General features: G+C 65.1%; 25 protein-coding genes. 10 read left to right on the top strand and 15 right to left on the bottom strand.

Annotation, left to right across the window (positions count from 1 at the left end):
- Positions 1–53 precede the first annotated feature (53 nt).
- The gene (locus tag BBA01S_RS27570) at positions 54–1,199 is read left to right on the top strand and encodes a methyltransferase (RefSeq protein ID WP_027819271.1); all 1,146 of its coding nucleotides are present in this window, start codon (positions 54–56) and stop codon (positions 1,197–1,199) included.
- A 159-nt stretch (positions 1,200–1,358) separates the two neighbouring features.
- Here the strand turns inward: BBA01S_RS27570 and BBA01S_RS27565 are convergent, their stop codons facing one another.
- Entirely contained in the window at positions 1,359–1,679 is a 321-nt protein-coding gene (locus BBA01S_RS27565) for a hypothetical protein (RefSeq protein WP_027819270.1), read from the bottom strand.
- A gap of 374 nt (positions 1,680–2,053) precedes the next feature.
- Between BBA01S_RS27565 and BBA01S_RS27560 the strand changes: the two genes are divergently transcribed.
- Positions 2,054–2,914, top strand: a complete 861-nt coding sequence (locus tag BBA01S_RS27560) for a class I SAM-dependent methyltransferase (protein ID WP_027819269.1) — start codon at positions 2,054–2,056, stop codon at positions 2,912–2,914.
- Between the two features lie 35 nt (positions 2,915–2,949).
- Here BBA01S_RS27560 and BBA01S_RS27555 read toward each other — a convergent pair whose 3' ends face one another.
- Positions 2,950–3,537: a DUF1415 domain-containing protein gene (locus tag BBA01S_RS27555; protein WP_027819268.1), complete on the bottom strand. Its 588-nt coding sequence runs from the start codon at positions 3,535–3,537 to the stop codon at positions 2,950–2,952.
- Positions 3,538–3,554: 17 nt separating this feature from the next.
- The gene (locus tag BBA01S_RS27550) at positions 3,555–4,208 is read right to left on the bottom strand and encodes a TetR/AcrR family transcriptional regulator (protein ID WP_027819267.1); all 654 of its coding nucleotides are present in this window, start codon (positions 4,206–4,208) and stop codon (positions 3,555–3,557) included.
- Positions 4,209–4,339: 131 nt separating this feature from the next.
- On the opposite strand from BBA01S_RS27550, the gene BBA01S_RS27545 reads away from it, so the two are divergent.
- The 3 genes from BBA01S_RS27545 to BBA01S_RS27535 all read left to right on the top strand — a co-directional run bounded on the left by BBA01S_RS27545 (position 4,340) and on the right by BBA01S_RS27535 (position 7,789).
- A complete protein-coding gene (locus BBA01S_RS27545; protein ID WP_027819266.1) occupies positions 4,340–5,623 on the top strand; it encodes an MFS transporter in 1,284 nt (427 codons plus the stop codon).
- A gap of 111 nt (positions 5,624–5,734) precedes the next feature.
- A complete protein-coding gene (locus tag BBA01S_RS27540; protein ID WP_027819265.1) occupies positions 5,735–6,337 on the top strand; it encodes a nitroreductase family protein in 603 nt (200 codons plus the stop codon).
- 189 nt (positions 6,338–6,526) lie between these two features.
- A complete protein-coding gene (locus BBA01S_RS27535; protein WP_027819264.1) occupies positions 6,527–7,789 on the top strand; it encodes an Hsp70 family protein in 1,263 nt (420 codons plus the stop codon).
- A gap of 155 nt (positions 7,790–7,944) precedes the next feature.
- Here the strand turns inward: BBA01S_RS27535 and BBA01S_RS27530 are convergent, their stop codons facing one another.
- Complete coding sequence (locus BBA01S_RS27530; RefSeq protein ID WP_027819263.1) at positions 7,945–8,148, bottom strand: cold-shock protein; 204 nt, start codon at positions 8,146–8,148, stop codon at positions 7,945–7,947.
- Positions 8,149–8,582: 434 nt separating this feature from the next.
- On the opposite strand from BBA01S_RS27530, the gene BBA01S_RS27525 reads away from it, so the two are divergent.
- Positions 8,583–10,178 (top strand): APC family permease, encoded by a 1,596-nt coding sequence (locus tag BBA01S_RS27525; protein WP_027819262.1) that lies wholly within the window; start codon positions 8,583–8,585, stop codon positions 10,176–10,178.
- Positions 10,179–10,278: 100 nt separating this feature from the next.
- Here BBA01S_RS27525 and BBA01S_RS27520 read toward each other — a convergent pair whose 3' ends face one another.
- From BBA01S_RS27520 to BBA01S_RS43030, 7 genes are all read right to left on the bottom strand, one after another.
- Positions 10,279–11,076 (bottom strand): DODA-type extradiol aromatic ring-opening family dioxygenase, encoded by a 798-nt coding sequence (locus tag BBA01S_RS27520; protein ID WP_027819261.1) that lies wholly within the window; start codon positions 11,074–11,076, stop codon positions 10,279–10,281.
- A gap of 141 nt (positions 11,077–11,217) precedes the next feature.
- On the bottom strand, positions 11,218–11,829 hold the full coding sequence (locus tag BBA01S_RS27515) for a UbiX family flavin prenyltransferase (RefSeq protein WP_027819260.1): 612 nt from the start codon (positions 11,827–11,829) through the stop codon (positions 11,218–11,220).
- Positions 11,830–11,862: 33 nt separating this feature from the next.
- Positions 11,863–12,174: a Grx4 family monothiol glutaredoxin gene (grxD, locus tag BBA01S_RS27510; protein ID WP_027819259.1), complete on the bottom strand. Its 312-nt coding sequence runs from the start codon at positions 12,172–12,174 to the stop codon at positions 11,863–11,865.
- Between the two features lie 124 nt (positions 12,175–12,298).
- On the bottom strand, positions 12,299–13,147 hold the full coding sequence (gene prmC / locus BBA01S_RS27505; RefSeq protein ID WP_245641605.1) for a peptide chain release factor N(5)-glutamine methyltransferase: 849 nt from the start codon (positions 13,145–13,147) through the stop codon (positions 12,299–12,301).
- A 14-nt stretch (positions 13,148–13,161) separates the two neighbouring features.
- Complete coding sequence (gene prfA, locus BBA01S_RS27500) at positions 13,162–14,244, bottom strand: peptide chain release factor 1 (protein ID WP_027819257.1); 1,083 nt, start codon at positions 14,242–14,244, stop codon at positions 13,162–13,164.
- 142 nt (positions 14,245–14,386) lie between these two features.
- Positions 14,387–15,757 (bottom strand): glutamyl-tRNA reductase, encoded by a 1,371-nt coding sequence (hemA, locus tag BBA01S_RS43035; RefSeq protein WP_084162580.1) that lies wholly within the window; start codon positions 15,755–15,757, stop codon positions 14,387–14,389.
- A 27-nt stretch (positions 15,758–15,784) separates the two neighbouring features.
- Positions 15,785–16,531 (bottom strand): response regulator transcription factor, encoded by a 747-nt coding sequence (locus tag BBA01S_RS43030; RefSeq protein ID WP_042298000.1) that lies wholly within the window; start codon positions 16,529–16,531, stop codon positions 15,785–15,787.
- Between the two features lie 196 nt (positions 16,532–16,727).
- Between BBA01S_RS43030 and BBA01S_RS27485 the strand changes: the two genes are divergently transcribed.
- The 3 genes from BBA01S_RS27485 to BBA01S_RS27475 all read left to right on the top strand — a co-directional run bounded on the left by BBA01S_RS27485 (position 16,728) and on the right by BBA01S_RS27475 (position 19,591).
- On the top strand, positions 16,728–17,000 hold the full coding sequence (locus BBA01S_RS27485; protein WP_027819256.1) for a hypothetical protein: 273 nt from the start codon (positions 16,728–16,730) through the stop codon (positions 16,998–17,000).
- 74 nt (positions 17,001–17,074) lie between these two features.
- Positions 17,075–18,889, top strand: a complete 1,815-nt coding sequence (locus BBA01S_RS27480) for an aminopeptidase P family protein (protein WP_027819255.1) — start codon at positions 17,075–17,077, stop codon at positions 18,887–18,889.
- Between the two features lie 78 nt (positions 18,890–18,967).
- The gene (locus BBA01S_RS27475) at positions 18,968–19,591 is read left to right on the top strand and encodes an HAD family hydrolase (protein ID WP_027819254.1); all 624 of its coding nucleotides are present in this window, start codon (positions 18,968–18,970) and stop codon (positions 19,589–19,591) included.
- A gap of 8 nt (positions 19,592–19,599) precedes the next feature.
- Here the strand turns inward: BBA01S_RS27475 and BBA01S_RS27470 are convergent, their stop codons facing one another.
- From BBA01S_RS27470 to ychF, 4 genes are all read right to left on the bottom strand, one after another.
- Positions 19,600–20,799, bottom strand: a complete 1,200-nt coding sequence (locus BBA01S_RS27470; RefSeq protein WP_042297999.1) for a DUF748 domain-containing protein — start codon at positions 20,797–20,799, stop codon at positions 19,600–19,602.
- A 156-nt stretch (positions 20,800–20,955) separates the two neighbouring features.
- Positions 20,956–22,620 (bottom strand): energy-dependent translational throttle protein EttA, encoded by a 1,665-nt coding sequence (ettA, locus tag BBA01S_RS27465; RefSeq protein WP_027819252.1) that lies wholly within the window; start codon positions 22,618–22,620, stop codon positions 20,956–20,958.
- Between the two features lie 202 nt (positions 22,621–22,822).
- The gene (locus BBA01S_RS27460; RefSeq protein ID WP_027819251.1) at positions 22,823–23,140 is read right to left on the bottom strand and encodes a DUF3761 domain-containing protein; all 318 of its coding nucleotides are present in this window, start codon (positions 23,138–23,140) and stop codon (positions 22,823–22,825) included.
- Between the two features lie 104 nt (positions 23,141–23,244).
- On the bottom strand, positions 23,245–24,339 hold the full coding sequence (gene ychF, locus BBA01S_RS27455; RefSeq protein ID WP_027819250.1) for a redox-regulated ATPase YchF: 1,095 nt from the start codon (positions 24,337–24,339) through the stop codon (positions 23,245–23,247).
- 370 nt (positions 24,340–24,709) lie between these two features.
- Between ychF and BBA01S_RS27450 the strand changes: the two genes are divergently transcribed.
- A complete protein-coding gene (locus tag BBA01S_RS27450) occupies positions 24,710–25,882 on the top strand; it encodes a UbiH/UbiF family hydroxylase (protein ID WP_027819249.1) in 1,173 nt (390 codons plus the stop codon).
- Positions 25,883–25,923: the final 41 nt, after the last annotated feature.

Genomic DNA, 25,923 nt, shown 5'->3' with positions numbered 1-25,923 from the left:
ATCAGAGGCGCGCCGTCACGGCGAGCCCATCAAGCATCAGGCATCCAGAATCTATGACCGACTTTCCCACCTTGAGCTGGCCCGATACGGACGGCCCCCGCACGGTTCGCTGGCGTTCTGAAGCGGGCGCGGCCGCGCCGAAGCGCGTCGTCGTCGCCGACGACCGCACCACGGCCGACGACGCGTACCGTCTCGCCTGCGAGGGCACCGCGCTGCTGTGGCGCGGCGACTACCAGAACGCGCGTCAGTTGCTGCTGGCGATGTCGCGCCGCGCCGAGCGCAAGCCGCGCAAGAGCGCACCGAAGGTACCGGCCACGCCGCTCGAAGCGTTCAACCTGCACCGTCAGGCGCAGTCGCAGCGCGCACGCACGCTCGGCATGGTGCTGCTGCCGCTCGAAGGTGACTATTCGATCGCGCTGCGCCGCGCGCCCGACGTCAAGATCGCGTGCGAGGAAGCGTGGGGCGCGCCCGACGGCGAGCCGTCGGTGGCGTCGCTGCGCGAAGTACTGGGCCTGATCGGCGCGCATGAGTGGCGCAAGAAGGGCGTGGCGATTCCCGCCCTTGGCGGCGCGCACGTGCATCCGTACTACGGCGTGTTCTCGCCAGTGCGGGGCGAGTATCTCGATCTGATCGCACGCGTGCCGCTGCCTTCAGTCGAGAAGGCATTCGACATCGGCACGGGTACGGGCGTGATTGCCGCCGTGCTGGCGGGGCGCGGCGTGAAGCAGATCGTCGCGACGGATCAGGACGCGCGTGCGCTGGCATGCGCGCGCGAGAACCTCGATCAGCTGGGCTTCGGCAAACAGGTGGAGGTAATGGAGGCCGATCTGTTCCCTCCGGGGCGCGCGCCGCTCGTCGTCTGCAACCCGCCGTGGGTACCGGCGCGGCCCGCAGCGCCGATCGAATACGCCGTGTTCGATCCGGACAGCCGCATGCTGCGCGGCTTTCTCGACGGTCTCAAGGATCATCTGGAGCCGGATGGCGAAGGCTGGCTGATCCTGTCCGATTTCGCCGAGCATCTGGGCTTGCGTACGCGCGACGAGTTGATGGAAATGATCGCCTACGCAGGGCTGGAAGTCGTCGGGCGCGAAGATATCCGCCCGCGTCACCCGAAGGCGAGCGATCCGTCCGATCCGCTGCATCGGGCCCGCGCAGCCGAAGTCACGTCGCTGTGGCGACTCAAGGCGGGTAGCGAATAACTCGCATAATTCGGGGATCGAAGAAAAGAAGTGAAGCGCCGCCGGGTTTCAATCGGCGGCTGGCAGTGAGACTGGAAGAGTGAGAAGCGCGTGAACCGACCTCGGAATCGGGGGCGCGCTTCGGACTGCATCAACTTGCATCAACCTGCGTCGACTACGTCAGCCAGGATAGGCCTCGTCGACCCGCAGCCCTGCGAGCTTGAAAATCACCCGCAGCGTTTGCGGCTTGATGTCCCGGCGCGCGGCCAGTGCGGACATCACGAAGTCGAGGACTTTGGCGTATTTCAGCAGGATCAGGCAATTCTCCAGATCCGATGCGCCATCGCGCATATTTTCGGCCAGGTGCAGCATCTCGACTGAGATGTCGCGTGCCATCTCCAGCTCCAGTTGCTGCTTTTCCGTCCACTCGGGCACTTCAACGAGTCGGGCCAGCATTTCCTGGAATTTTTGCTCAGCGTTACCGTCGGGTGTCGTGTTCATTGCATGCCCCATGCAAGGTCGCGCAGCACCGTGCGTCTTGCGCAGCGTCTGCGAGCCTGATTTATCGCTGCCGGCACATCCGTCAGCGACCTCCCATGCGCGCAGCCCCGATGCATTGCCGGAGTGTCGCGCCCCAAAAACGGTCCTTTCTGGACATCGGCATGACGCAACCGCGCAGCCGTGTCTTTTTTAATCAACCCCTCCCTGCCATCCGGACGTGGGTCAGCGTGCCGGATGCTCCAACTATCGTATGAATGAGCCGCGCGGGCTGGCGGCCTCTTCCTGCTTTTTCCGTAAAATGACAGATATATTTGCGTGGTTCCGTCGCCTGCCGCACATAAGGCGAGAAACGCTTCTCTTTTAAAGCCGCCCCGATGTCCAGCAAGACTTACGAAATCCGTCCGAACCAGTCGATCGAGCTTCTTAAGGAGCTCCATATCCTCACCCGTGACGGGAAGATGAATCAGGATAGCCGCCGCAAGCTGAAACAGGTCTATCACCTGTTCCAGTTCATCGAGCCGCTACTCAAAGACCTCAAGCAGGATGGCCGCGACGTGACGCTTGTCGATCATGGTGCGGGCAAGTCCTACCTGGGTTTTATTCTCTACGATCTCTTTTTCAAGGAACTGCGCGACAAGTCGCATATCTTCGGAATTGAGACACGCGACGAGCTCGTTGTGCGCTCTCGCGAACTCGCGCAGCATCTGGGCTTCGGCGGGATGTCGTTCCTGAATCTGTCGGTGGCCGATTCGACTACCTCGACGGCGTTGCCGCCGACGGTCGATATCGTCACCGCATTGCACGCGTGCGATACGGCCACCGACGACGCGCTGCGCTTCGCACTGAAGAAGCAGGCGCGCTACATCGTGGTGGTGCCGTGCTGCCAGGCGGAAGTGGCGGGAGTGTTGAGGCGCAACAAGGGCAAGTCGCTCGGCCAGGCGCTCACGGAAATCTGGCGACACCCGCTGCATACGCGCGAGTTCGGCAGCCAGATCACCAATGTGCTGCGCTGCCTGCAACTGGAGGCGCACGGCTACCAGGTGAGCGTGACCGAACTGGTGGGCTGGGAGCACTCGATGAAGAACGAGCTCATCATCGCCCAGTACAAGGATCTGCCGCGCCGCCGGCCGACCGAGCGGCTCAACGAGATCCTCGATACCTTCGGCCTCGCGGAACTGCGCGAGCGTTTCTTCTCCGACGCAGGCGAGCCGGCGGCCGAAGCCAGCGCAAGCTGACGCGCGGTCAGCCTGCTTCTAGCGAAGCGCGGGAGTCAGTCTTCGCCGCGCTTCGCCATCCATTCACGCCAGCCGTTCAGGCCCAGGCGCCGCAGCGTTTCCTGATTGCGTTCGTAGATGTCGGCGGCGTCCGGGAAGGCGTCCACGGCGCGCTCGATGCTGTCTTCGCGCAGCAGATGCAGGATCGGATACGGCGCGCGGTTCGTGTAGTTCTCGATGTCGTCGGGCTCGCTGCCCTCGAACTGGTATTGCGGGTGAAAGCTCGCGATCTGCAGCGTGCCGTCGAGGCGCAACTGGCCAAGCAGCCGATCCGCGAAATGCAGCGCATCGTTGTAATCGATGAAGTCGGCGAGCGCGTGCGGCAGGATCAGCAGCGTGGTGTCGATGTCGGCCGGGTCGGTTTCCGCGAGCGTGCGCAGCTCGGTTTCGAGATCGGTCAGGACGCCTTCCAGATCGGTCGCCTCGCTGATCGCGTAGCGAATCTGGCCCTTCACGTGCACGCTCTTCGCGAACGGGCACAGATTCAGGCCGATCACTGCGCGCGTGAGCCAGTGGCGCGTGGCGTCGATGATCTCGGCGTGGTCGGGCGAGTTGCCCTCGGCGGGGGAAGTGGTGTCGGTCATGGCCGCGATTCTACTCGTCACGACTCCTGGCTTTGTGCTTTGAAATCGACCGTCTTGCCGCACGCCGCTTCGATCAGCAGCTTCGCCATGCGCGGCGCGGCGAGGATCGGGCCGCAGCCGGGGCCGTAAGTCTGGCTCGCGGCGTAGACGCCTTCGACCAGCAAGGCGAGTTCGTCGGCGAGCGCGGCGGGATCGCTTGCGTTGGCCGCGCGCGCCATTTCGTTCAGGCGCGCTATCAACCGGGTTTTATTGTCGACGACGCTGCGGCGCGCCGGATGCGCCACATCGGGAAACTCGGCGGCGACGTTCACGAACGGGCAGCCGCGATAGTCGGGCGCGGACGCGCGCTTCGCCAGGTCCACGAAACACTGCAGCAGTTGCCGCGCGGCATCGTCAGGATGTTTAGCGGCGCTCGCTTCGAAACGCTCGAAAAAGCGCACATCGCAGCGCTTCAGGTACGCGACGACCAGATCGTCCTTGGACGAGAATTGCCGGTACAGACTCATCTTGTTGACGCCCGCGCGCTCGACCACGGCGTCCACGCCGACCGCGCGCACGCCCTCCTGATAGAACAGCTCATCGGCGGCGCGCAGCAGTTGCTCCTGCGCGCGCGGGCCGGCCGTCTGCGTGCGCGTGGCAGCGGGGGTGGCAGTGTCGGATCGCTTGGACATGGTGGACATCTCGTCATCAGGGTTACGCTTGACATGTTACCGAGCGGTAACTACTATCGCAACACACTTGTGACCGATCGGTAACAATCCGATGCTGGGGGCAGGCACCAAAACATCAGCGAGGAGCAGGGATGAACTGGGCAGCGAGAATGGTCGGCGGGCGTTTCCACTATGGATGGCTTGTCGTGGCGGTGGTGTTTCTGGTGCTGCTGGCGGCGGCCGGCACGCGCGCGACGCCGAGCGTGATGATGGTGCCGCTCGAACACCAGTTCGGCTGGAGCCGCGCGACGATCTCGCTGGCGATCTCGGTCAACATCGCGCTCTATGGCCTGATGGGGCCGTTCGCGGCGGCGGCGATGCAGCGCTTTGGCGTGCGGCCCACGCTGCTCGCGGCGCTCGGCACGATGGCGGCGGGCGTGGCGCTGTCGGCGCTGATGACGCATCCGTGGCAGATGATCCTGATCTGGGGCGTGATGGTGGGCGGCGCGACGGGAGTGGCGGCGCTGTCACTGTCGGCGACGATCGTCACGCGCTGGTTCACCACGCATCGCGGTCTCGCGATGGGCATTCTCACGGCAAGCTCGGCGACTGGGCAGCTCGTGTTCCTGCCCTTCCTCGCGGCCATCGCCGAAAAACATGGCTGGCAACTGGTGGTGCTGGTGGTGGCGATCGCCGCCGCCGTGGTGGTGCCGCTGGTCGCGTTCCTGTTGCCGGAGCGCCCGGCAAGCGTCGAGCTGCGCCCGTTCGGCGAAGCGCACGACGCGCCCATCGCGCCGCCCGCGCCGCAGCAGAATCCGCTCACGCTGGCGTTCGGCGCGCTCGCATCGGCGAGCCGCACGCGCGACTTCTGGCTGCTGTTCTTCAGCTTCTTTATCTGCGGCGCGAGCACCAACGGTTATGTCGGCACGCACCTGATCGCCATGTGCGGCGACTACGGCATGACGGAAGTGCAGGGTGCGTCGCTGCTCGCGACCATGGGCATCTTCGATCTGTTCGGCACGACGCTTTCGGGCTGGCTCTCCGACCGCTTCAATAGCCGCGTGCTGCTGTTCTGGTACTACGGGCTGCGCGGGCTGTCGCTGATCTATCTGCCGCATGCTTTCGGGATCGACTTTTTCGGCCTGCCGATCTTCGCCGTGTTCTACGGGCTCGACTGGATCGCGACCGTGCCGCCGACCGTGCGTCTTGCCACCGACGTGTTCGGCAAGGAGCGCGCGCCCATCATCTTCGGCTGGGTGGTCGCGGGACATCAGCTCGGCGCGGCATTTGCGGCGTTTGGCGCGGGGCTGCTGCGTTCGAGTCTGGGCACCTATACGGTGGCGTCGATGATTTCGGGCGGTTTGTGCCTGGTGGCGTCGTTTCTGGTGCTGCGCATCAATCGCCGTGCCCGCGAGGTGGGCGTGCAGGCGGCCTGAGGTGACTGCGGCGGCCGCCGCGCGATATTCGACGTTTGAGCGCGTTTTGTGCAGCGCGGGTATGCTGATGGCCCCGGGCGAGCGCCCGCTATCCTCAAGGACAGACAAGGCATGACGAAGCACAAACCCGCACCGACAGCCGTGCCCATCCACGAACTGATCGCCGGCCGCTGGAGCCCGCGCGCCTACTCGAACGAGCCGGTGTCGCGCGAGGCCCTGCATGCGGTGATCGAGGCCGCACGCTGGGCGCCGTCGGGATACAACTTGCAGCCGTGGCGCTTCATCGTGTTCGACCGTACGGCTGACGAAGCCGCGTTCAAGCGCGCCTTCGGTACGCTCGTGCCGTTCAACCAGCAGTGGAATGCGCCCGCGCCGATCCTGATTGCCGTGACGGCGCAGACGCTCAACGCCAAGGGTGAAGTCAATCGCACCGCGCAGTACGATGCGGGCGCGGCGGCCATGTCGCTGGTGCTGCAGGCGCACGCGCTGGGTCTGGCCGCGCACCAGATGAGCGGCTTCGACGTGAACGCGTTCCGCAAGGAGTTCGCCCTGCCGAACGACGTGGAGCCGCTCGCGATTATCTCGATCGGACATTACGGCGAACTGGAAAAGCTTGAGCCGGTGCTGCGCGACCGCGAGAAGGCAGAGCGCACGCGCTCGGCGGTCGGTGAGATCGCTTACGCGAACGCCTGGAAGCAACCGTTCAAGGGCTGAGCTGTTTAAAAGTCCCGCTTCAAATCGGTAAAAACCGAATGTGAAATCAGCGCGCGGCCTGGCCCGCGCGCTTCGTCTTACGGGGCCGCATCAAGGGCCTGCGGTTGCTCCGCGCCGCGCTTTCGTGATACAAAGCCCGTCCTCCCAGCCTTTCCTCATCGCGCGCGCCTTGTGCCGTGCGTCATTGCCATGACCCCGTTTTGCGCGATCGACTTCGGTACTTCCAATTCGGCCGTGGCGCTGCCAGGCGCTGCACCCGGCGATGCCATGCGGCTCGCGCCCGTGGAAGGCGCCCACACCACGCTGCCGACTTCGGTGTTCTTCAACACCGATGAGCACACGCGCGAATTCGGACGCGCGGCGCTCGCGGCGTATATCGATGGCTTCGATGGGCGGTTGATGCGCTCGATGAAGAGCATCCTGGGTTCGCCGCTGGCGGAAAGCACCACTGACCTGGGTGACGGTAGCGCGATGCGCTACACGGAAATCATCGCGATCTTCCTCGACCACCTCAAGCGCAGCGCCGAGCGTTGCTCGGGGGCGTCGATCGAGCGCGCGGTGCTGGGCCGCCCGGTGTTCTTCGTCGACGAAGATCCGCGTGCCGACCAGCTCGCGCAGGATCAGCTCGAAGCGGCGGCGCGTACAGTGGGATTCAAGGATATTCACTTCCAGTACGAGCCGATTGCGGCGGCGTTCGACTATGAATCGCGCCTGACGGAAGAGGGCCTCGTGCTGGTGGCCGACATCGGCGGCGGTACGTCGGACTTTTCGCTTGTGCGTGTCGGGCCGCAGCGCATGGCGCGTCTGGAGCGCAAGGATGACGTGCTCGCGCACCACGGCGTGCACGTGGCCGGCACGGACTTCGACCGTCGTGTGGAGCTGGCGACGATCCTGCGTGAACTTGGTTATCAGGCGCTCGATCCGGAAGGCCGCGAGCTGCCGAACCGCGTCTATTTCGATCTCGCGACCTGGCACCTGATCAACACGATCTACACGCCCAAGCGCGCGACCGAGCTCAAGCTGATGCGCCATCTGTATACGGACACGGCGCAGCACGACCGCCTGATGCGCGTGGTCGACTGGCGGCTGGGCCACGCGCTGGCGGCGCGTGCGGAAGAGGCGAAGATCGGCGTGTCCGCGGGCGGCGAAACGATGATCGATCTGGAGCAGGTGGAAACCGATCTGCGTCTGGCGTTCGACGACGCGCAACTGGTGGAAGCAGGCCGCGAGGAAACGCGCCGCATCGTGCAGGCGGCGCGCGACACGGTGCAGGCGGCGGGCGTCGCTCCGGGCGCGGTGAACGCGCTGTACTTCACGGGCGGCTCGACGGGTCTGCTGTTCCTGACCCAGGCGCTCGCCGAGGCATTTCCGCAGGCGCAGGCCGTGTTCGGCGACCGCCTCGCCAGCGTGGCGACTGGGCTGGGCATTCACGCTCGACGGCTGTTTGGCTGAGCGTCAGGAAAAGACGGGGAAAAGGCGGGGAGAAGGTGGGGGAGCGCAAAAAGCGCAGGCGACAAAAAACCCCACTTTCAAGTAGAAGAGTGGGGTTTTTCTGTAAGCTTGCCAGTCAGGATCAGAGGTAAATCCCGACAGTCAAAGACGGTAACTTAGACCGGCTTGATGTTAGCAGCTTGCTTGCCCTTCGGGCCCGTACGCACTTCGAATTGAACCTTTTGGTTCTCTTGCAGCGTCTTGAAGCCGTCGATCTTGATTTCCGAGAAGTGAGCGAACAGATCTTCGCCACCGCCGTCCGGCGTGATGAAGCCAAAGCCCTTAGCGTCATTGAACCACTTGACGGTACCGGTTTCCATATTACTTTCCTAAAAATGAATGAAGGCCGAAGCCACAGAGAGGTGCACGAAAATCAAGGAAGGGGTATGGGACCAACCGGAGTACCGTTGATGGGCGAACTACGAAAGACCTATTCACACTCGCCGCTTGAAATCCTGCTCGAACTTTATACGGCTTATTGACTTGAAGGTCAACTAGGACCCAGGGAATCTCCATATATTTTTGGCCCGGGGTCGAAACAAAGTCTTACAAAGCTTGCTAAGTAGCTGTTTTTTTTGTAGTAGCTGAAGATTTCTGCGGCCTTTTGGCGGTGCAACCGTTAAACTACGCGCCGCGCATGAGTTGCGCCTACGGGCGCAATCGCAATCGCGCGCAGGTGCGACTGCCGCTAGAACCCCGCCCGCACAACAGACGGGGCATGCGGTGTTGAACTGCTCTTGATACAGGAGAAGACGTGAAAAGTTCTATTCAACGGAACATCGGCCCGTTCGCGCTGATGTTTACCGGCCTCGGGTCGATCATCGGTTCGGGCTGGCTGTTCGGCGCATGGAAAGCCGCCAAGATCGCAGGTCCCGCTGCGGTCTGCGCGTGGGTGATCGGAGCCGTGGTGATTCTGGCCATCGCACTCACCTATGCCGAACTCGGCGCGATGTTCCCGGAATCCGGCGGCATGGTCCGCTACGCCCGCTACTCGCACGGCGCACTCGTGGGTTTCATCAGTGCATGGGCGAACTGGATCGCGATTGTTTCGGTGATTCCCATCGAAGCCGAAGCCTCGATCCAGTACATGAGCACCTGGCCCTATCCGTGGGCGCATGCACTCTTCGTCGACGGCTCATTGACCCACTCCGGGCTGTTCCTGTCGGCGCTGCTCGTGATCGTGTACTTCATGCTGAACTACTGGGGCGTGAAGCTGTTCGCGCGCGCCAATAGCGCCATCACGATCTTCAAGTTCATCATTCCGGGTCTGACGATCATCGGCCTGATGGCATCGGGCTTCCACCACGAGAACTTCGGCGAAGCCAGCACGTTCGCGCCTTATGGCTGGTCGGCCGTGTTCACGGCAGTCGCGACGAGCGGCATCGTGTTCGCGTTCAACGGCTTCCAGAGCCCGATCAACCTCGCGGGCGAAGCGCGCAACCCGTCGAAGAGCATTCCGTTCGCAGTGATCGGCTCGATCGTCTGCGCACTGGTGATCTACGTGCTGCTGCAGGTTGCTTATATCGGCGCGGTCAATCCGGCTGATGTCGCGAAGGGCTGGAACACGTTCAACTTCAAGTCGCCGTTTGCGGAACTCGCGATCGCGCTGAACCTGAACTGGCTGGCGATCCTGCTGTACGTCGATGCATTCGTGAGCCCGAGCGGCACCGGCACGACCTACATGGCAACGACCTCGCGCATGATCTATGCGATGGAGCGCAACAACACGATGCCGGCGATGTTCGGCAACGTGCACCCGTTCTACGGCGTGCCGCGCCAGGCAATGTGGTTCAACCTGGTCGTGTCGTTCATCTTCATGTTCTTCTTCCGCGGCTGGAGCTCGCTGGCGGCTGTGATCTCGGTGGCGACGGTCATTTCGTACCTCACCGGCCCGATCAGCCTGATGGCTCTCAAGCGTGCTGCGACGGATATCGAGCGCCCGCTGTCGGTGCCGTTCATGAAGGTCATCGCGCCGTTCGCCTTCGTCTGCGCATCGATGATCCTGTACTGGGCCAAGTGGCCGCTGACGGGCGAAATCATTCTGCTGATGGTTGTCGCACTGCCGGTGTACTTCTACTTCCAGGCGAAGCAGGGCTTCGGCGGCTGGGGCCAGGATCTGAAGGCAGCATGGTGGCTGTGCGCCTACCTGCCGACGATGGCGGTTCTGTCGCTGATCGGCAGCAAGCAGTTTGGCGGTCACGACCTGATTCCCTACGGCTGGGACATGCTGGTCGTCGCGGTCATCTCGCTCGTCTTCTACTTCTGGGGCGTGAATTCGGGTTACCGCACGCCGTATCTGGAAGAGCGCAAGGAACACGACGAAGTGCTCGAAGGCATCGGCGCGCACTAAGCTGCGTTGAGCCTGCACTGTCCGCCTCGGCGGATAGTCGATAAAAAGCCCGCCTGAAGTGATTCAGGCGGGCTTTTTTGCGTCTGCGGCGCGTGTCGTGTTATTGAGCGGTCGCCGGGCCGAACACGTAGTTCGTCATCGCCAGCGCCCGCTGATAGGTACCGAGCGACTGCACGCCGAGCGTGTAATCGTCGTCTGCGGCGCCGAGCGCAGCGAACACCGGCAGCAGATGCTCGTCGGTCGGATGCATCAGCACGGCATGCGGCGCCTGGCGGCGATAGTCGAGCAGGGCGTCGATGTCGCGCGCGGCCAGACGCGATTCGAACCAGTCGGTGAACTCGGCCACGCGCGGATCGGCATCCTCGGGGCGTGCCGAGAAGTCGGCCTGACGCAGGTTGTGCGTGATCTGGCCCGAACCGACCACCATCACGCCTTCGTCGCGTAGCTCGCGCAGTGCGCGGCCTACGGCGAAGTGATACGCGGCGTCGTTGCGCGGCTGGATCGACAGTTGGGCGACGGGGATGTCGGCGTCCGGGAACATCAGCAGCATCGGCACCCAGGCGCCGTGATCGAGGCCGTGCGCTTCTTCATCGACTTCCACGCCCTGGGCGCGCAGCAGCGCCGCTGCGCGCTGCGCGGTTTCGGGTGCGCCGGGCGCGGGATACTGGATCTCGTAGAGCGCCTGCGGAAAGCCGTAGAAGTCGTGGATGGTCTCGGGCTGCGTCGCCGTGCTGACGGCCGGGCGCTGCGTGTACCAGTGCGCCGACAGCATCAGGATCGACTTGGGGCGCGGCAGGTGCTGCGCGAGCGCGGTGAAGCCTTCGCGCGGCATCGCGGGATCGATCGGCAGCGTGGGCGCGCCGTGCGACAGGAAGAGCGTGGGGGTACGGGTGGTCATGATCGTGAGCCGCGCAAAGCGGCTGGAAAGTTTCGCATTACGATCAATATAAGACTCAACCCTCGGGAATTAAACGTGCGACGAGAGAATTGATTGTGTCGCCGATGTTGATAATCGACGCCGCGGGCAATCCGGGAGAATTCAGTCGCCCGAAGGACGCAGTCCCGGCCACGCAGGCGCGAGCGCCGGGCCGAGCGCGAACAGGTCGAGCACGCGCGCGACGGTGTGATCGACCATTTCGTCGATCGAGGCGGGCTGGTTGTAGAACGCGGGCAGGGGCGGGAAGATCACGCCGCCCATTTCGGTCACCGCGGTCATGTTGCGCAGGTGCGCAAGATTGAACGGCGTTTCGCGCACCAGCAGCACGAGCCGGCGGCGCTCCTTGAGCGTGACGTCGGCGGCGCGGGCGACGAGGTTGTCGGACAGACCGTGGGCCACGCTTGCGAGCGTCTTCATCGAGCAGGGCGCGACGATCATGCCGTCGGTCGCGAACGAACCCGAGGCGATCGTGGCGCCCACGTCGCGCACCGAATGCACGACATCGGCGCGCGCGTGGAGGTCTTCCTTGCTGAGCTGCAACTCGTGCTGGATGTTGAGCCAGCCGGCTGCGGAGACCAGCAGATGGGTCTCGACGCCGCCCAGCGCGCGCAGCGTTTCCAGCATGCGCACGCCGTAGATGGCGCCCGTGGCGCCCGTGATCGCGATGATCAGACGGCGAGGAACGCCCGACGGGACGGCTGACGTGGCGTTCACGCGAGACAGAGCTTGAGCGACCTGAAAGGGCGCTTAAGCGGCGGCGAACAGCTGTTGCAGTTCGCCGTTCTGGTACATCTCCATCATGATGTCCGAACCGCCGATGAATTCGCCCTTCACGTACAGCTGGGGAATGGTCGGCCAGTTCGAGAATTCCTTGATGCCCTGGCGGACTTCGTCGTCTTCGAGGACGTTGACGGTCTTGATTTGATCGACGCCGCAGGCTTTCAGGATCTGGATGGCGCGGCCGGAGAAACCGCACATCGGAAATTGCGCGGTGCCCTTCATGAAGAGGACGACGGCGTTTTCGTCGACGATCTGCTTGATGCGCTGTTGGGTGTCCATGTCTGACCTTGGCTTGCTTGAATGAGGTTGATGCGGAATACGTTGGGATGCAGAACGAAATGATAGCGGATTTCGCCACTGCGGGCCGGGCGTGCCCGGACGCGCGTGAAGCGGTTCAGGCGCGCTAGCCGTTCAAGCGCGCGCCGCTGATGCGCTCGATGTCGGCCAGATCGCGCTTCGAGGCGACGTCGGCGAAACCCCGCGCGTCGAGCAGGGCGCGTACCGCCGACGCCTGATCGTAGCCGTGCTCCATCCAGAGCACGCCGCCCGCGACGAGGCGCACCGGCGCGCCTTCGACGATCGTGCGCAGGGCGCTGAGGCCATCGGCTTCGTCGGTGAGCGCGCCGCGCGGTTCGAAGCGCAGGTCGCCCTGATCCAGATGCGGGTCGCCGTTCGCGATATAGGGCGGGTTGCTGACGATCACGTCAAAGCGCAGCGCCGCGTCCAGCGCGTCGTACCAGCTGCCTTCGATGAACGTGAGCGCGCCGCCTGCACGCGCAGGGTCGAGCAGTTTCGCGGCGTTGCGCGCGGCCACGGCGAGCGCGCCCGGCGAGCGGTCGACGGCCCACACGCGCGCGTCGGGCCGCACCGAGGCGATTGCCACGGCGATCGCGCCGCTGCCGGTGCCAAGGTCGAGCACGCGCGGCTGCGCGATGCCTTCCATTGCCGCGAGCGCGGTTTCAACGAGCACTTCGGTGTCCGGGCGCGGAATCAGCACGTCGGGCGTGACCTCGAATTCGAGGCCGAAGAACTCGCGCGCGCCCACGAGCTGCGCGATCGGCTCGCCCGCCGCGCGGCGCGCTTCGAGCGCGCGATACGTGACGACGTTCGCGGCGTCCAGCGGCTGGTCGCCGCGCGTGATGAGTTCGGTGCGGCGCCAGCCGAGCACGTGCATCAGCAGGATGCGCGTCTCCAGGGCGGGCAGCGGCGAGGCGCTCAGCAGGGCGTCGGCGGTGACGGGCGAATCGCTCAAGATGCTATCGGGCCTCAATCCGCATCGCCCAGCGACGCGAGCTGCTCGGCCTGATGCTCGGAGAGCAGCGCGCCGATCAGTTCCGCGAGGTCGCCGTCCATGATCGCTTCGAGGCGATAGAGCGTCAGGTTGATGCGGTGATCGGTGAGACGCCCTTGCGGGAAGTTATAGGTGCGGATGCGCTCCGAGCGGTCGCCCGAACCGACCAGGCTCTTGCGCGTGGCCGCTTCCTTGGCGTGCTGCTCCTGGTATTGCTTGTCCTTGATGCGCGCGGCCAGCACCTTGAGCGCGCGATCCTTGTTCTTGTGCTGCGAGCGGTCGTCCTGGCACTCGACGACGATGCCCGTCGGCATGTGCGTCACGCGCACGGCCGAATCGGTCTTGTTGATGTGCTGACCGCCCGCGCCCGAAGCACGGAACGTGTCGATGCGCAGATCGGCGGGATTGATCTCGACTTCGCCGATCTCATCGGCTTCCGGCATCACCGCGACGGTACACGCCGAGGTGTGGATGCGACCCTGCGTTTCCGTGGCGGGCACGCGCTGCACGCGATGGCCGCCGGACTCGAACTTGAGCTTCGAGTACGCCGCCTCGCCCGCGATGCGCACGATCACTTCCTTGTAGCCGCCCAGATCCGACTCGCTCGCCGACATCATCTCGATCTGCCAGCGGTTGCGTTCCGCGTAGCGCAGGTACATGCGCAGCAGGTCGCCCGCGAACAGCGCCGATTCGTCGCCGCCCGTGCCCGCGCGGATTTCGAGGAACACGTTGCGGTCGTCGTTCGGATCCTTCGGCAGCAGCATCATCTGCAGCTCGTGCTGGAGCTGCGCCATGCGCTCGCGCGAGGCTTTCACTTCTTCTTCGGCGAAGTCGCGCATCGAGGCGTCGGACAGCAGATCCTTCGCGGCCGCCTCGTCGCTCAATGCCGCCCGCCACAGCGCGTAATGCTCGACCACCGGCCCGATTTCCGCATGCTCGCGCGTGAGCTTGCGGTACTGGTCGCGGTTGGACGTCACGTCGGGACGGCTCAACAGGTCGTTTAGCTCGGCCAGGCGTGTCGTCAGCTGGTCGAGCTTCGATTGCATGCTCGTTTTCATCGGGCGGTGCGGAGCGGACTCCGGTCAGGACTACGGGAAAGGAGGAGCGGGCGGAGGCCCTGGTGTTGTCGCGCACTTTTTGTGCGCTGTCTTGCGTTAGCGCGCAAACCGCGTGCGCGAACGCCGGATGCGGCGAGTGCCGCTAACGATCCGAAGAACCGGACGCGTCGGATGATTCGTCGAGATTCGACGCCTGCGCGGCAACCTGCTGCGCGGGAGCGTCGCCGCCTTTGGCCGGCTGGCCATGGCGGTAGAAGCCGCTCATCAGCTCGATCAGCGAGTCGCGGCTTTCGCCGCTCGACGTGTTGAGCGCGTGCGTCGGGCCGTGGATCAGCTTGTTGGTGAGCGCCTGCGACAGCGCGTCGAGCACGGCGGACGGATCGTCGCCGCGCGCGAGCATCTTGCGGGCGCGATCAAGTTCGGCGCGGCGCAGCGCGTCGGCCTGCGTGTGCATGTGGCGGATCACCGGCACGATGCTGCGCGAGTCGAGCCACTGCATGAAGTTCGCCACGCGCGTTTCGATAATGGTTTCGGCCTGCGCCACGGCGGCCTGGCGCGAGGCATTGCCTTCGCGCACGATGGTGCCGAGATCGTCGACGGTGTAGAGAAACACGTCTTCGAGCTGGCCGACTTCGGCTTCGATGTCGCGCGGCACCGCGAGGTCGACCATGAAAATCGGGCGATGGCGGCGCGCTTTCACGGCGCGTTCGACCGCGCCCAGACCGATGATCGGCAGCGTGGAGGCCGTGCACGACACGATGATGTCGAACTCGTGCATGCGCGCGGGCAGCTCGGAGAGCGGAATCGACTTGCCGCCGAAACGTTCTGCGACCGCGCGGCCGCGCTCGGCGGTGCGGTTGGCGACCACGAGTTCGCGCGGCTGCTGGGCGGCGAAGTGCGCGGCGCACAGCTCGATCATTTCGCCAGCGCCGATGAACAGCACGCGCTGGTTAGCGATCTTGTCGAAGATGCGTTGCGCAAGGCGCACGGCGGCGGCGGCCATCGAAACTGATTGCGCCCCGATTTCCGTGCTGCTGCGCACTTCCTTCGCCACGGCGAAGGTGCGCTGGAACAACTGGTTCAGGTAGGTGCCCAGAGCGCCGGCTTCGGTGGCGGTACGCACCGCCGTCTTCATCTGGCCGACGATCTGGGTTTCGCCGAGCACCATCGAATCGAGCCCCGACGCCACGCGAAACGCGTGACGCACGGCTTCGGACTGCGGCAGCGTGTAGACGTGCGGCGCGAGTTCTTCGGCGCGGATACCGTGGTAGTGCGAGAGCCATTCCACCGCGGAGTCGCGCGAGGCCTGCGCGTCGGTCGCGCAATAGAGCTCGGTGCGGTTGCAGGTGGAGAGGATGGCAGCTTCGGGCGCGCTCAGGGTGCGCTTGCCGCCGGTCCAGGCTTCCTTGAACAGCTCCAGGGCGGGCTTGATCTGTTCGAGCGGAAACGCCACGCGTTCGCGCAAGGCGACGGGCGCGGTGTGATGATTAATTCCGATCGTTAGAAGCTGCATACCATGGGGCGAAGATTTAGGCGGATATTATAACTTTTCCGCGCTTCTGACATTGGCGTCGGCAATGTCAGCATCGTCCCCAGTATTAATCGTCAGGCGTTCGAGTTGATATCCGTAGCCGTATAGCGTGGTTAAGCGCCAGCCGTGCTCGGGCCCGAGCTGCAATTTGCTGCGCAGCCGCGAGGCATGGGTATCGAGCGTGCGCGACCGAACGTCGCGGTTCAGATTCCAGACCGTTTCCAGGATGCGCGCGCGAGAAACGGGGCGCGATGCATTGGTGAATAGCAGCAGGGCGAAGCGAAATTCCTTGGGCGTGAGCGTGACGCTATGGCCCCGGAAAGTGACCGCGTAGCGCGCCGAATCGAACTGGTAATCGCCGAAGCCATAGTGCGCACGGTTGCGCGGGCGGCGCACACCGGCGCGGCGCAGCAGCGCGTCGATGCGGGCGAGCATTTCGGGGCCGCGTACGGGTTTGGCGATGCAGTCGTCGGCGCCGGCCTGGAGGCTCGCGACGATCTCGCTTTCGTGCGGCGAGGCCATCAGGACGATGGCGGGCAGGCCCGGCAGCAGACGGCGCGCACGCGGAATGAGTTCGTCGCCGCCGAGGTCGCCGCACCAGTAGGCCGCCATCAAGAGATCGAAGGCGTCATCTTCCAGCGCTTCGACAAGCGGGGTGCCGTGGGGGAAATAGCGGCAGGCGTGTCCGCCTGCAATGAGCAGACGTTCGATGATTTCAGCCTGGCGCGCATCAGGTTCGACTAGAGCGATTCGCATAGGGGAGTGCAGCCGGGGCCGGTCGGGTGCGCTTGCCTTGAGCCATCCCGCCCCCTACACTCAACCGCTACGCGGGAAGCGTCGAGCCGACCGTTTTCCAGTAAAAAAACTGTTGTAAATGAGACCTCAGAATGCTATTCGCCGTCCCCCCGCAGTCCTATAGGACTCGTCTGAAATGCCTTAGGACACGGCGCTAATGGGCTGGCCAGGCATCGTCGTACTCGGTTTGGCCATTGGGCTGGCGGGATGGCTGCTGCATCCCCAGCGCCGCGCCGCGGGCCCTGCTGGCCGCGCACTTGGGCTTGCCGTCGTTGCCGCGCTCGCAGGCGCAGCGCTCGCGAAAGCGGCGGGCCGTGCCACCGGCCTCTTCTATGATGGCGAATTGCTCGAATGGCCGGTCTGCACGGCGGTCGCGTTCGTCTTCGTGGCGGTGTCGATGTCGCTGTGCGCCCGCCGACGCCAGCACTGACAGACCCCGCATTGCTTCTTACAGCGCACCTCAATACGCACAACACGCGCTCCACAACTCTCGCAGGTGAAAACATGAACGCCCGACTTCCCGAAACGTCCACGACTCCCGAACGCATCGCCGCGCTACGCGCCGCGATGTCCGCTGCGGGTGTGGACGCCGCCCTCGTGCCGTCCGCCGATCCGCACCTCTCCGAATACCTGCCGCGCCGCTGGCAGGGCCGCGAGTGGCTGTCGGGCTTCACCGGCTCGGTGGGCACGCTGGTCGTGACGAAGGACTTCGCGGGCGTGTGGGTCGACAGCCGCTACTGGGTGCAGGCCGAAAACCAGCTCGCGGGCACCGGCATCGAGCTGATGAAAATGACGGCGGGCCAGCAGAGCGCGCCGCACATCGCCTGGCTTGCGCAGAACGTGCCCACTGGCGGAGCGGTTGCCGTGGACGGCGCGGTGCTGGGCGTGGCGTCGGCGCGCGCGCTGGCCGACGCGCTGCAGGCACGCGGCGTGGCGCTGTGTACCGATGTCGATCTGCTCGACGCGGTCTGGAGCGGTCGCCCGTCGCTGCCCGTTGAGCCCGTCTACGAACACGTCGCGCCGCACGCCGACGCGCAACGTCCCGCCAAGCTGGCGCAAGTGCGCAGCGCGATGCGTGAACTGGGCGCGCAGTGGCACTTCGTCTCGACGCTCGACGATCTCGCGTGGATCTTCAATCTGCGCGGCGCCGACGTGAACTACAACCCGGTGTTCGTCGCGCATGCGCTGATCGGCCCGGACGCCGCCACGCTGTTCGTCACGGAAGGCAAGGTGAGCGCCGATCTTGCGCAGGCGCTCGAACGCGACGGCGTGCGCGTGGCGCCGTATGCCACGGCGGTCGAAGCGCTCGGCGCGCTGCCCGCAGGCGACACGCTGCTGGTCGACCCGCGCCGCGTGACGCTCGGCTTGCTGGAGACGGTGCCCGCGCAGGTGAATCTCGTCGAATCGCTGAACCCGAGCACCTACCTGAAGTCGCGCAAGACCGCGGCGGAAGCGCAGCATGTGCGCGAAACGATGGAGCAGGACGGCGCGGCGCTGGCCGAATTCTTTGCGTGGTTCGAAGCGGCGCTGGGCCGCGAAACCATCACCGAACTCACCGTCGACGAAAAGCTCACCGCCGCGCGTGCGCGCCGTCCGGGCTATGTGTCGCCGTCGTTTGGGACGATCGCCGGTTTCAACGCCAATGGCGCGATGCCGCATTACCGCGCGACCGAACAGTCGCACAGCGTGATCGAAGGCGACGGCCTGCTGCTGATCGACTCGGGCGGCCAGTACCTGGACGGCACGACCGACATCACGCGCGTGGTGCCCGTCGGCACGCCGAGCGCCGAACAGAAGCGCGATTTCACGATCGTGCTCAAGGGCATGGTGGCACTCTCGCGCGCGCAGTTCCCGCGCGGCATCCGCTCGCCGATGCTCGACGCCATCGCGCGCGCGCCGATCTGGGAAGCGGGCGCCGACTACGGCCACGGCACCGGTCACGGCGTGGGCTACTTCCTCAACGTCCACGAAGGCCCGCAGGTGATCTCGCACTACGCGCCCGCCGAGCCGTGGACGGCGATGGAAGAAGGCATGATCACCTCGAACGAGCCGGGCATCTATCGTCCGGGCAAGTGGGGCGTGCGTATCGAAAACCTCGTGCTCAACCAGAGCGCGGGCAAGACCGAATTCGGCGATTTCCTGAAATTCGAAACGCTCACGCTCTGCCCGATCGATACGCGTTGTATTGATCTGGCGCTGTTGCGCGAGGACGAGCGCGCGTGGCTCAACGCGTACCACCAGACGGTGCGTGAGCGCGTCTCGCCGCACGTGAGCGGCGACGCGCTGGCGTGGCTCGAAAGGCGCACGCAGCCGGTCTGATCCCCGGTTCAATCCCCGGTTCAATCCCGTCAACGACCGCACGTAGTGCACAGGTCATAGGCAACGGAGCGCAGGCGCATGGCGATCAAGGCAGTGGCGTTCGACTTCGGCGGGGTGCTGGTGGACTGGAGTCCCGAGTATCTCTATCGCAAGCTGATTCCCAACGACGACGAACGCCGCTGGTTTCTCACCCACGTCTGCGCGATGGATTGGGTCGTGCGCCAGGACGGCGGCGAGCCGATCGCGGTCGGCACCGAAGAACGGGTCGCGCGCTTTCCGGAACACGAGGCGCTGATCCGCGCGTTCTACGAGCGCTGGCACGAGATGATCGGCGGCTTGCTGGAGGGCGGCGTGGCCACCTTCGAGCGGCTCGAAGCGGCGAATGTGCCGGTCTTCGGCCTCACGAACTGGTCGGCGGAGACGTTTCCGTGGGCGTGGGAGCGTTTCGGCATCCTGCGCCGTTGCCGCGATGTCGTGGTGTCGGGGCGCGTGAAACTCGTGAAGCCCGATCCGGCGATCTTCCACGAGATGTTTCGCCGTATCGAGGCGCAATTGCCCGGCATTCAGCCGGACGAGCTCGTCTTTATCGACGATAACGCGCTTAACGCCGAAGCCGCCAACGCGCTCGGCTGGCACGGCGTGCATCACACGAGCAACGCAAGCACCGACGCGACGCTGCGCGAGCTCGGCCTGCCGGTCTAACCGGACAGTTACTTCGTCCCCGACGCGCCGAACAGATTGCGCAGCGCGTCGGCGATCCCCTTCGCGGTTTGTCCCGCGCCCTGCGCCACGCCTTGCGCGCTCACCCCGAGCGCCTGCGCGAAACCCGCCCGTAATTCGGTCATCAGGCTGTCGTCGAGCTTGAACTTCGGATCGTGCAAGTCCCCATCGAGTACGAAGTGCAGCGTGATGTCGCCCTGGTGCGATTTGAGCGCGGCGACGGCTGCGCGCGTCGGAATCGACAGGAAAGAGTCGAGCGGATCTTTGCTTTCGGCGAGTTGCAGGTGGTGCAGCGTGACCGTGCCCGGCGCGTGCAGGCGATAGCCGCGCACCGTCGCGGTGAGGTCGAGATCGAGTGTGCCGCCCGTGACGTTGGCCCGCGCGCCGGCCTTTTTCAGCAGATAGGGGTCGAGCATGGCGATGTCCACGCTGCGCAGCGTCGTGTGCGTCTGCGAGTCCTTGCTCGCGATGCGCAGGGTGCCGTCGAAGCTCACGTGGCCGGTGTGCGCCGGGCCTTTGAGCGAGCCGGTCACGGCAATGTGCGTGGGTTCGTCGAGCGCGGGAAGATGCACGTGATCGACGCGGGCGTTGGCGTCGCTCACCGTGACGCGCCACGGCGGATTGCTCACCGACCGGTCGTAGAACACGAAGCTGCCGTTCTCCAGGACGATGTGGTCGATCAGCTTGTCGCCCGGCAGGTCGGTGCTGGCGGAAGGCGTGGACGTTGATGAAGGCGACGAAGCCGATGATGTGGCGCTGGCGCCGTCGGCGGCACTGGCGGCTTCCATCTCTCGGCGCAGATTCGGCAGGATCTGGATGGAGCCGTTCTGGCGGCGCAACACCGTCATCACAAAGTCGCTCACACGGATTTCGCGAATGTGCACGCGGTGCGAGAGCAGGGCGCGCAAGTCGGGCGTGACGGTGATGCGCTGGGCGCGCAGCACGTCGGCGCTGGGCCAGTCGGGCGGCGGCTTGAGGCGCACATCGGTGAGTTCGACGGAGGTGAGCCAGAACGCCACGTGCACCTGGCTTGCCGTGCCGATGGGGGCGAGCAACGCTTCCACGCGCGCTCTGGCTTCGCGCTGGAGCGCGTAAAGGCCGCCGAGCGCGAGCACGGCGAGCGCCGCGATCACGACCGCGACGACCAGGACGACGCGGGAAGCCGGGCGATTGCGATTCGGCGTCGACATGTGGAACACCTCGCGCTCAATAAAGCGTCTGGGTAAGCAGCAAATGAAAAGCAGCATCAAGCGTAGCCGCTTCCAGCAACCGCCGTGCCGCAGGTGCACGCGCAAAAAAAACGGCAGCCCGCAGGCTGCCGTTCGCGTCGATGACCGCAGTAACGCTTAGCGGCTGATCGGCTTGTAGCGCAGACGCTTCGGACGCGCGGCTTCTTCGCCCAGGCGCTTGATCTTGTCGGCCTCGTATTCCTGATAGTTGCCGTCGAAGAACGTGACCTGCGAGTCGCCTTCGAACGCCAGGATGTGCGTGGCGATACGGTCGAGGAACCAGCGATCGTGGGAGATCACCATCACCGAACCCGCGAATTCGAGCAGCGCGTCTTCGAGCGCACGCAGCGTTTCGACGTCGAGGTCGTTCGACGGTTCGTCGAGCAGCAGGACGTTGCCGCCCGAAATCAGCGTCTTGGCCAGGTGCAGACGGCCGCGCTCACCACCCGACAGGTTGCCGACGATCTTCTGCTGGTCGCCGCCCTTGAAGTTGAAGCGGCCGATGTAGGCGCGCGACGGCGTTTCGTACTTGCCCACGGTCAGCACGTCCGCGCCGCCCGAAATGGCTTCGAACACGGTCTTGTCGCCTTCGAGCGCATCGCGGCTTTGATCGACGTAAGCGAGCTTGACCGTCGGGCCTTGCACGATTTCGCCCGAATCCGGCTGTTCCTTGCCCGTGAGCATGCGGAACAGCGTCGACTTACCGGCGCCGTTCGGCCCGATGATGCCGACGATTGCGCCTGCCGGAATCTTGAAGCTGAGGTCGTCGATGAGCAGACGGTCGCCGTACGACTTGCTGACGTTCTTGAACTCGATGACTTCGTTGCCCAGACGCTCGCCCGCCGGAATGAAGATTTCCTGCGTTTCGTTGCGCTTCTGGTAATCCGTGCTCGACAGTTCCTCGAAGCGGGCGATACGCGCCTTCGACTTGGCCTGGCGGCCCTTCGGGTTCTGGCGCACCCACTCCAGTTCCTTCTTGATCGCCTTCTGGCGCGCCGATTCCGTCGCTTCTTCCTGCTTCAGGCGCTCTTCCTTCTGGTCGAGCCAGCTGGAGTAGTTGCCCTTCCAGGGAATGCCGTGGCCACGGTCGAGTTCGAGAATCCACTCGGCGGCGTTGTCCAGGAAGTAGCGATCGTGGGTCACGGCGACCACGGTGCCCGGGAAGCGCGTGAGGAACTGCTCCAGCCACTCGACCGATTCGGCGTCCAGGTGGTTGGTCGGCTCATCGAGCAGCAGCATGTCCGGCTTTTCGAGCAGCAGCTTGCACAGCGCCACGCGGCGCTTTTCACCGCCCGACAGGTTGCCGATCTTGGCGTCCCATGCCGGCAGGCGCAGTGCGTCGGCGGCAATTTCGATCTGCTGTTCGGCGCTGCCGTCGGTCGTGGCGAGGATCGCTTCGTACTTGGCCTGTTCCGCGGCGAGGGCGTCGAAGTCGGCGTCCGGCTCGGCGTAGGCAGCGTAGATCTCGTCGAGCTTCTTCTGCGCGTTGAACACGTCGCCCAGACCCTCTTCGACCGCTTCGCGCACGGTCTTTTCGGGGTCGAGCTGCGGTTCCTGCGGCAGGTAGCCGATGTTCAGGTTGGGCATCGGCGTGGCTTCGCCTTCGATGTCCTTGTCGACGCCAGCCATGATCTTGATGAGCGTGGACTTGCCCGAGCCGTTCAGGCCGAGCAGACCGATCTTCGCGCCCGGGAAGAACGACAGCGAAATGTCCTTCAGGATCTGGCGCTTGGGCGGCACGATCTTGCCGACCCGGTTCATGGTGAAGACGTATTGGGCCATGAGAGTGTCTTTGGAGTCTGAAAAACGGGAGAAAAAGGGGCGGAATTCTGTCTTGAAACGCGGCGAGAACCACGTTCAAACGCGCTCAAGCCGCGCTCAAACCGCGCGATGACGCGCCATCGCGCGGGATGCGCAAACCGCTATTGTACGGGGCGCGGGCGGTGGGGGAGCAGCGCGTGGCTGCGAGCGACGTGCCGGCACGTCAAAGCCACTGCGCGACGCCGCCGTGTCGCGAGCAGGTGCCGCTGTGATGGCGGCTGAAACTGTAGCTGCCGTCGCGGCATCGCGCGCTCGCGCCTTCGGGCACGCGGCCCGAGCGCGTATGCGCGGGCGAATGGACGGCCTGGCCATCGCGGTTCACGTAACCGTTGTGATTGTCGAGGTCGGATTCGTCTGGCGTGGCGTAGGTGCCGGGAGAGGGCTGGAAGGCGAAAGCCGACGTCGGCGCAATCAGGCAGAGCGCGAGAAGGGCCGCGCCAATCGAACGTGTGGCGCGCGAAGGCGCGCAAAGTCCCGTCATTGTTGTTATCTCTCGTATCGTTGTTGTCGTGCGGCTGAACTGCGGTCGTAAAAAAACCCGCTCGGGAGCGGGCTTTCATCATGCGCGAAGCACGGCCTGGTGGCTTAAACGTTGAACAGGAAGTTCATCACGTCGCCGTCGTGCACGACATATTCCTTGCCTTCGGCGCGCATCTTGCCGGCTTCCTTCGCGCCGGCTTCGCCCTTGAACTGGATGTAGTCGTCAAACGCAATCGTCTGCGCGCGAATGAAGCCGCGCTCGAAGTCCGTGTGGATCGCGCCGGCCGCCTGCGGGGCCGTATCGCCAATATGGATCGTCCACGCGCGCACTTCCTTCACGCCTGCCGTGAAGTAGGTTTGCAGGCCGAGCAGCTTGAAGCCCGCGCGGATCACGCGATCCAGGCCCGGCTCTTCCATGCCCATGTCGGCGAGGAACGCGGCCTTGTCTTCGTCTTCGAGATCGGCGATTTCCGCCTCGATCGCGGCGCACACTGCGACGACCGGCGCCTTCTCGGCTTCGGCGTACTTGCGCACGGCGTCCAGGTACGGGTTGTTCTCGAAGCCGTCGTCCTTCACGTTCGCGACGTACATCGTCTTCTTCGCGGTGATCAGGCAGAACGGCTTGAGCAGCGCCTGTTCGTCTTCGTTCAGGTCGAGGCCGCGAACCGGCTTGGCCTGGTCGAGCTGCGTGCGCACTTTTTCCAGCACGGCGACGAGCTTCGCGGCTTCCTTGTCGTTACCCGACTTGGCGGCCTTCGAGTAGCGCGTGAGCGCCTTCTCGACCGTGCCGAGGTCGGCGAGCGCGAGTTCGGTGTTGATGACTTCGATGTCGGAGAGCGGATCGACCTTGCCCGCGACGTGAATCACGTTGTCGTCTTCGAAGCAGCGCACGACGTGCGTGATCGCATCCGTTTCGCGGATATTGGCGAGGAACTGGTTGCCGAGGCCTTCACCCTTGCTGGCGCCTGCCACGAGACCCGCGATGTCGACGAACTCGACCACGGCCGGCACGACGCGCTCGGGCTTGACGATCTCCGAGAGGGCTTTCAGGCGCTGATCCGGCACTTCGACGACGCCGACGTTCGGCTCGATCGTGCAGAACGGGTAGTTTTCAGCCGCGATGCCGGCCTTGGTCAGCGCGTTGAAGAGGGTGGACTTGCCGACGTTAGGCAAGCCGACGATGCCGCATTGGAGGCTCATGAAATTCTCTGCATGTCAGGGTGGCGACGTGCGGCTCGCCGGGGTCGGGCGTGAGCTGCAAGGCCGGACGGGCTGGCGCGAGTGCGCCGCGCGGGCGGCCCGGATGGCACGAAAATGCACGTCAGGGGCGTGACGCGAAGTCACGAAAACCGTAATTGTAACCTCGTCCGCGCACCGCTTCGACGATGGCTGTGGCGCGACGGGCGAGCAACGAAAGGGGCGCGATCTGCGCGCCGCTTCGGGGCGCGCATCGAGCCTGCATTGAGCGCCTGCGGCAAGCCACCGCGCCCCGCTTGCCGCAACGCAAGCGCCGGCCATCGGGCTGCCCATCCGGCCCTGTCAGACAAGGCCCCACAGCTATAATGCGCGGATGACTGCAAGCAACCAGACCTTTGATGTCGCCGTGATCGGCGGCGGCCTCGTCGGCAAGTCGGCGGCGCTCGCGCTGACCCAGAACGGCCTGCGCGTGGCGCTGCTCGCGCAACCCTGTGCGCCGCTGCCGCACGGCGCCGTGTTCGATGCGCGCGTCTATGCCTTTTCGCGCAGTTCGCAGGCGCTGTTCGAGCGGCTGCGGGTCTGGCAGGCCGTCGACGCCACGCGCCTCACGCCCGTCTACGACATGCGCGTGTTCGGCGACGCCGCGGCTGAGCTGCACTTCTCGGCGTACCAGGCGTCGGTTTCGCATCTCGCCTGGATCGCCGAATCGTCGCTGGTCGAGCGCGCGCTCGACTCCGCGCTGCACTTCCAGCCCAATCTCACCTGGATCGATTCGCGCGCGCAGACGCTCGACATCCAGCCGGACGCCGCCGTGATCGGCCTCGCCAACGGCCGCACGATCGAAGCCGACCTGGCCGTGGGCGCTGACGGCGCGCACTCGTGGGTGCGCTCGCAGATCGGCTCGAAGGTCGATCGCCGCGACTATCGCCAGACGGGCGTGGTCGCCAATTTCCGCGCACAGAAGCCGCATGGCGAATGCGCGTACCAGTGGTTCCGCGACGGCGAAATCATCGCGCTGCTGCCGCTGCCCGATCAGCACGTCTCGCTGGTGTGGTCGGCGCAGACCGAACACGCCGAAGCGCTGCTCAAGCTCGAACCCGAACAGCTCGCCGCCGAAGTCGAGCGCGCGACGCAGAACCTGCACGGCGGCCTCGAATGCGTGACGCCCGCGCGCGGCTTCCCGCTCTCGCTCCAAACGGTCGACAAGCTGATCGCGCCGCGCGTCGCGCTGATCGGCGACGCCGCGCACCTGATCCACCCGCTCGCGGGGCAGGGCGTCAATCTGGGTCTGCGCGACGTGGCCGCGCTCGTCGACGTGATCGCGCAGAAGGAAGCGTTTCGCGATCTCGGCGATACCGTGCTGCTGCGCCGCTACGAACGCAGTCGCCGCGAGGACATTCAAAAGCTCGTGGTCGCCACCGACGGTCTGCAACGCCTCTTCGCCGTGCCCGGCACGATCGCGCGCGCGGTGCGCAACACCGGCATGGCCTTCGTCGGCGCGCAGCCGCTCGTCAAGCGCTGGCTCGTAGCCGCCGCGCTCGGCTAGGCGACGAACCGCTCCCACCCTTGCTGCTACGCGGGCATTTG

It is taken from the genome of Paraburkholderia bannensis NBRC 103871 (assembly GCF_000685015.1).
Lineage (GTDB): Bacteria > Pseudomonadota > Gammaproteobacteria > Burkholderiales > Burkholderiaceae > Paraburkholderia > Paraburkholderia bannensis.
Note: the sequence above shows the minus strand (reverse complement) of the source record. Positions and strands in the feature narration are given on the sequence as shown.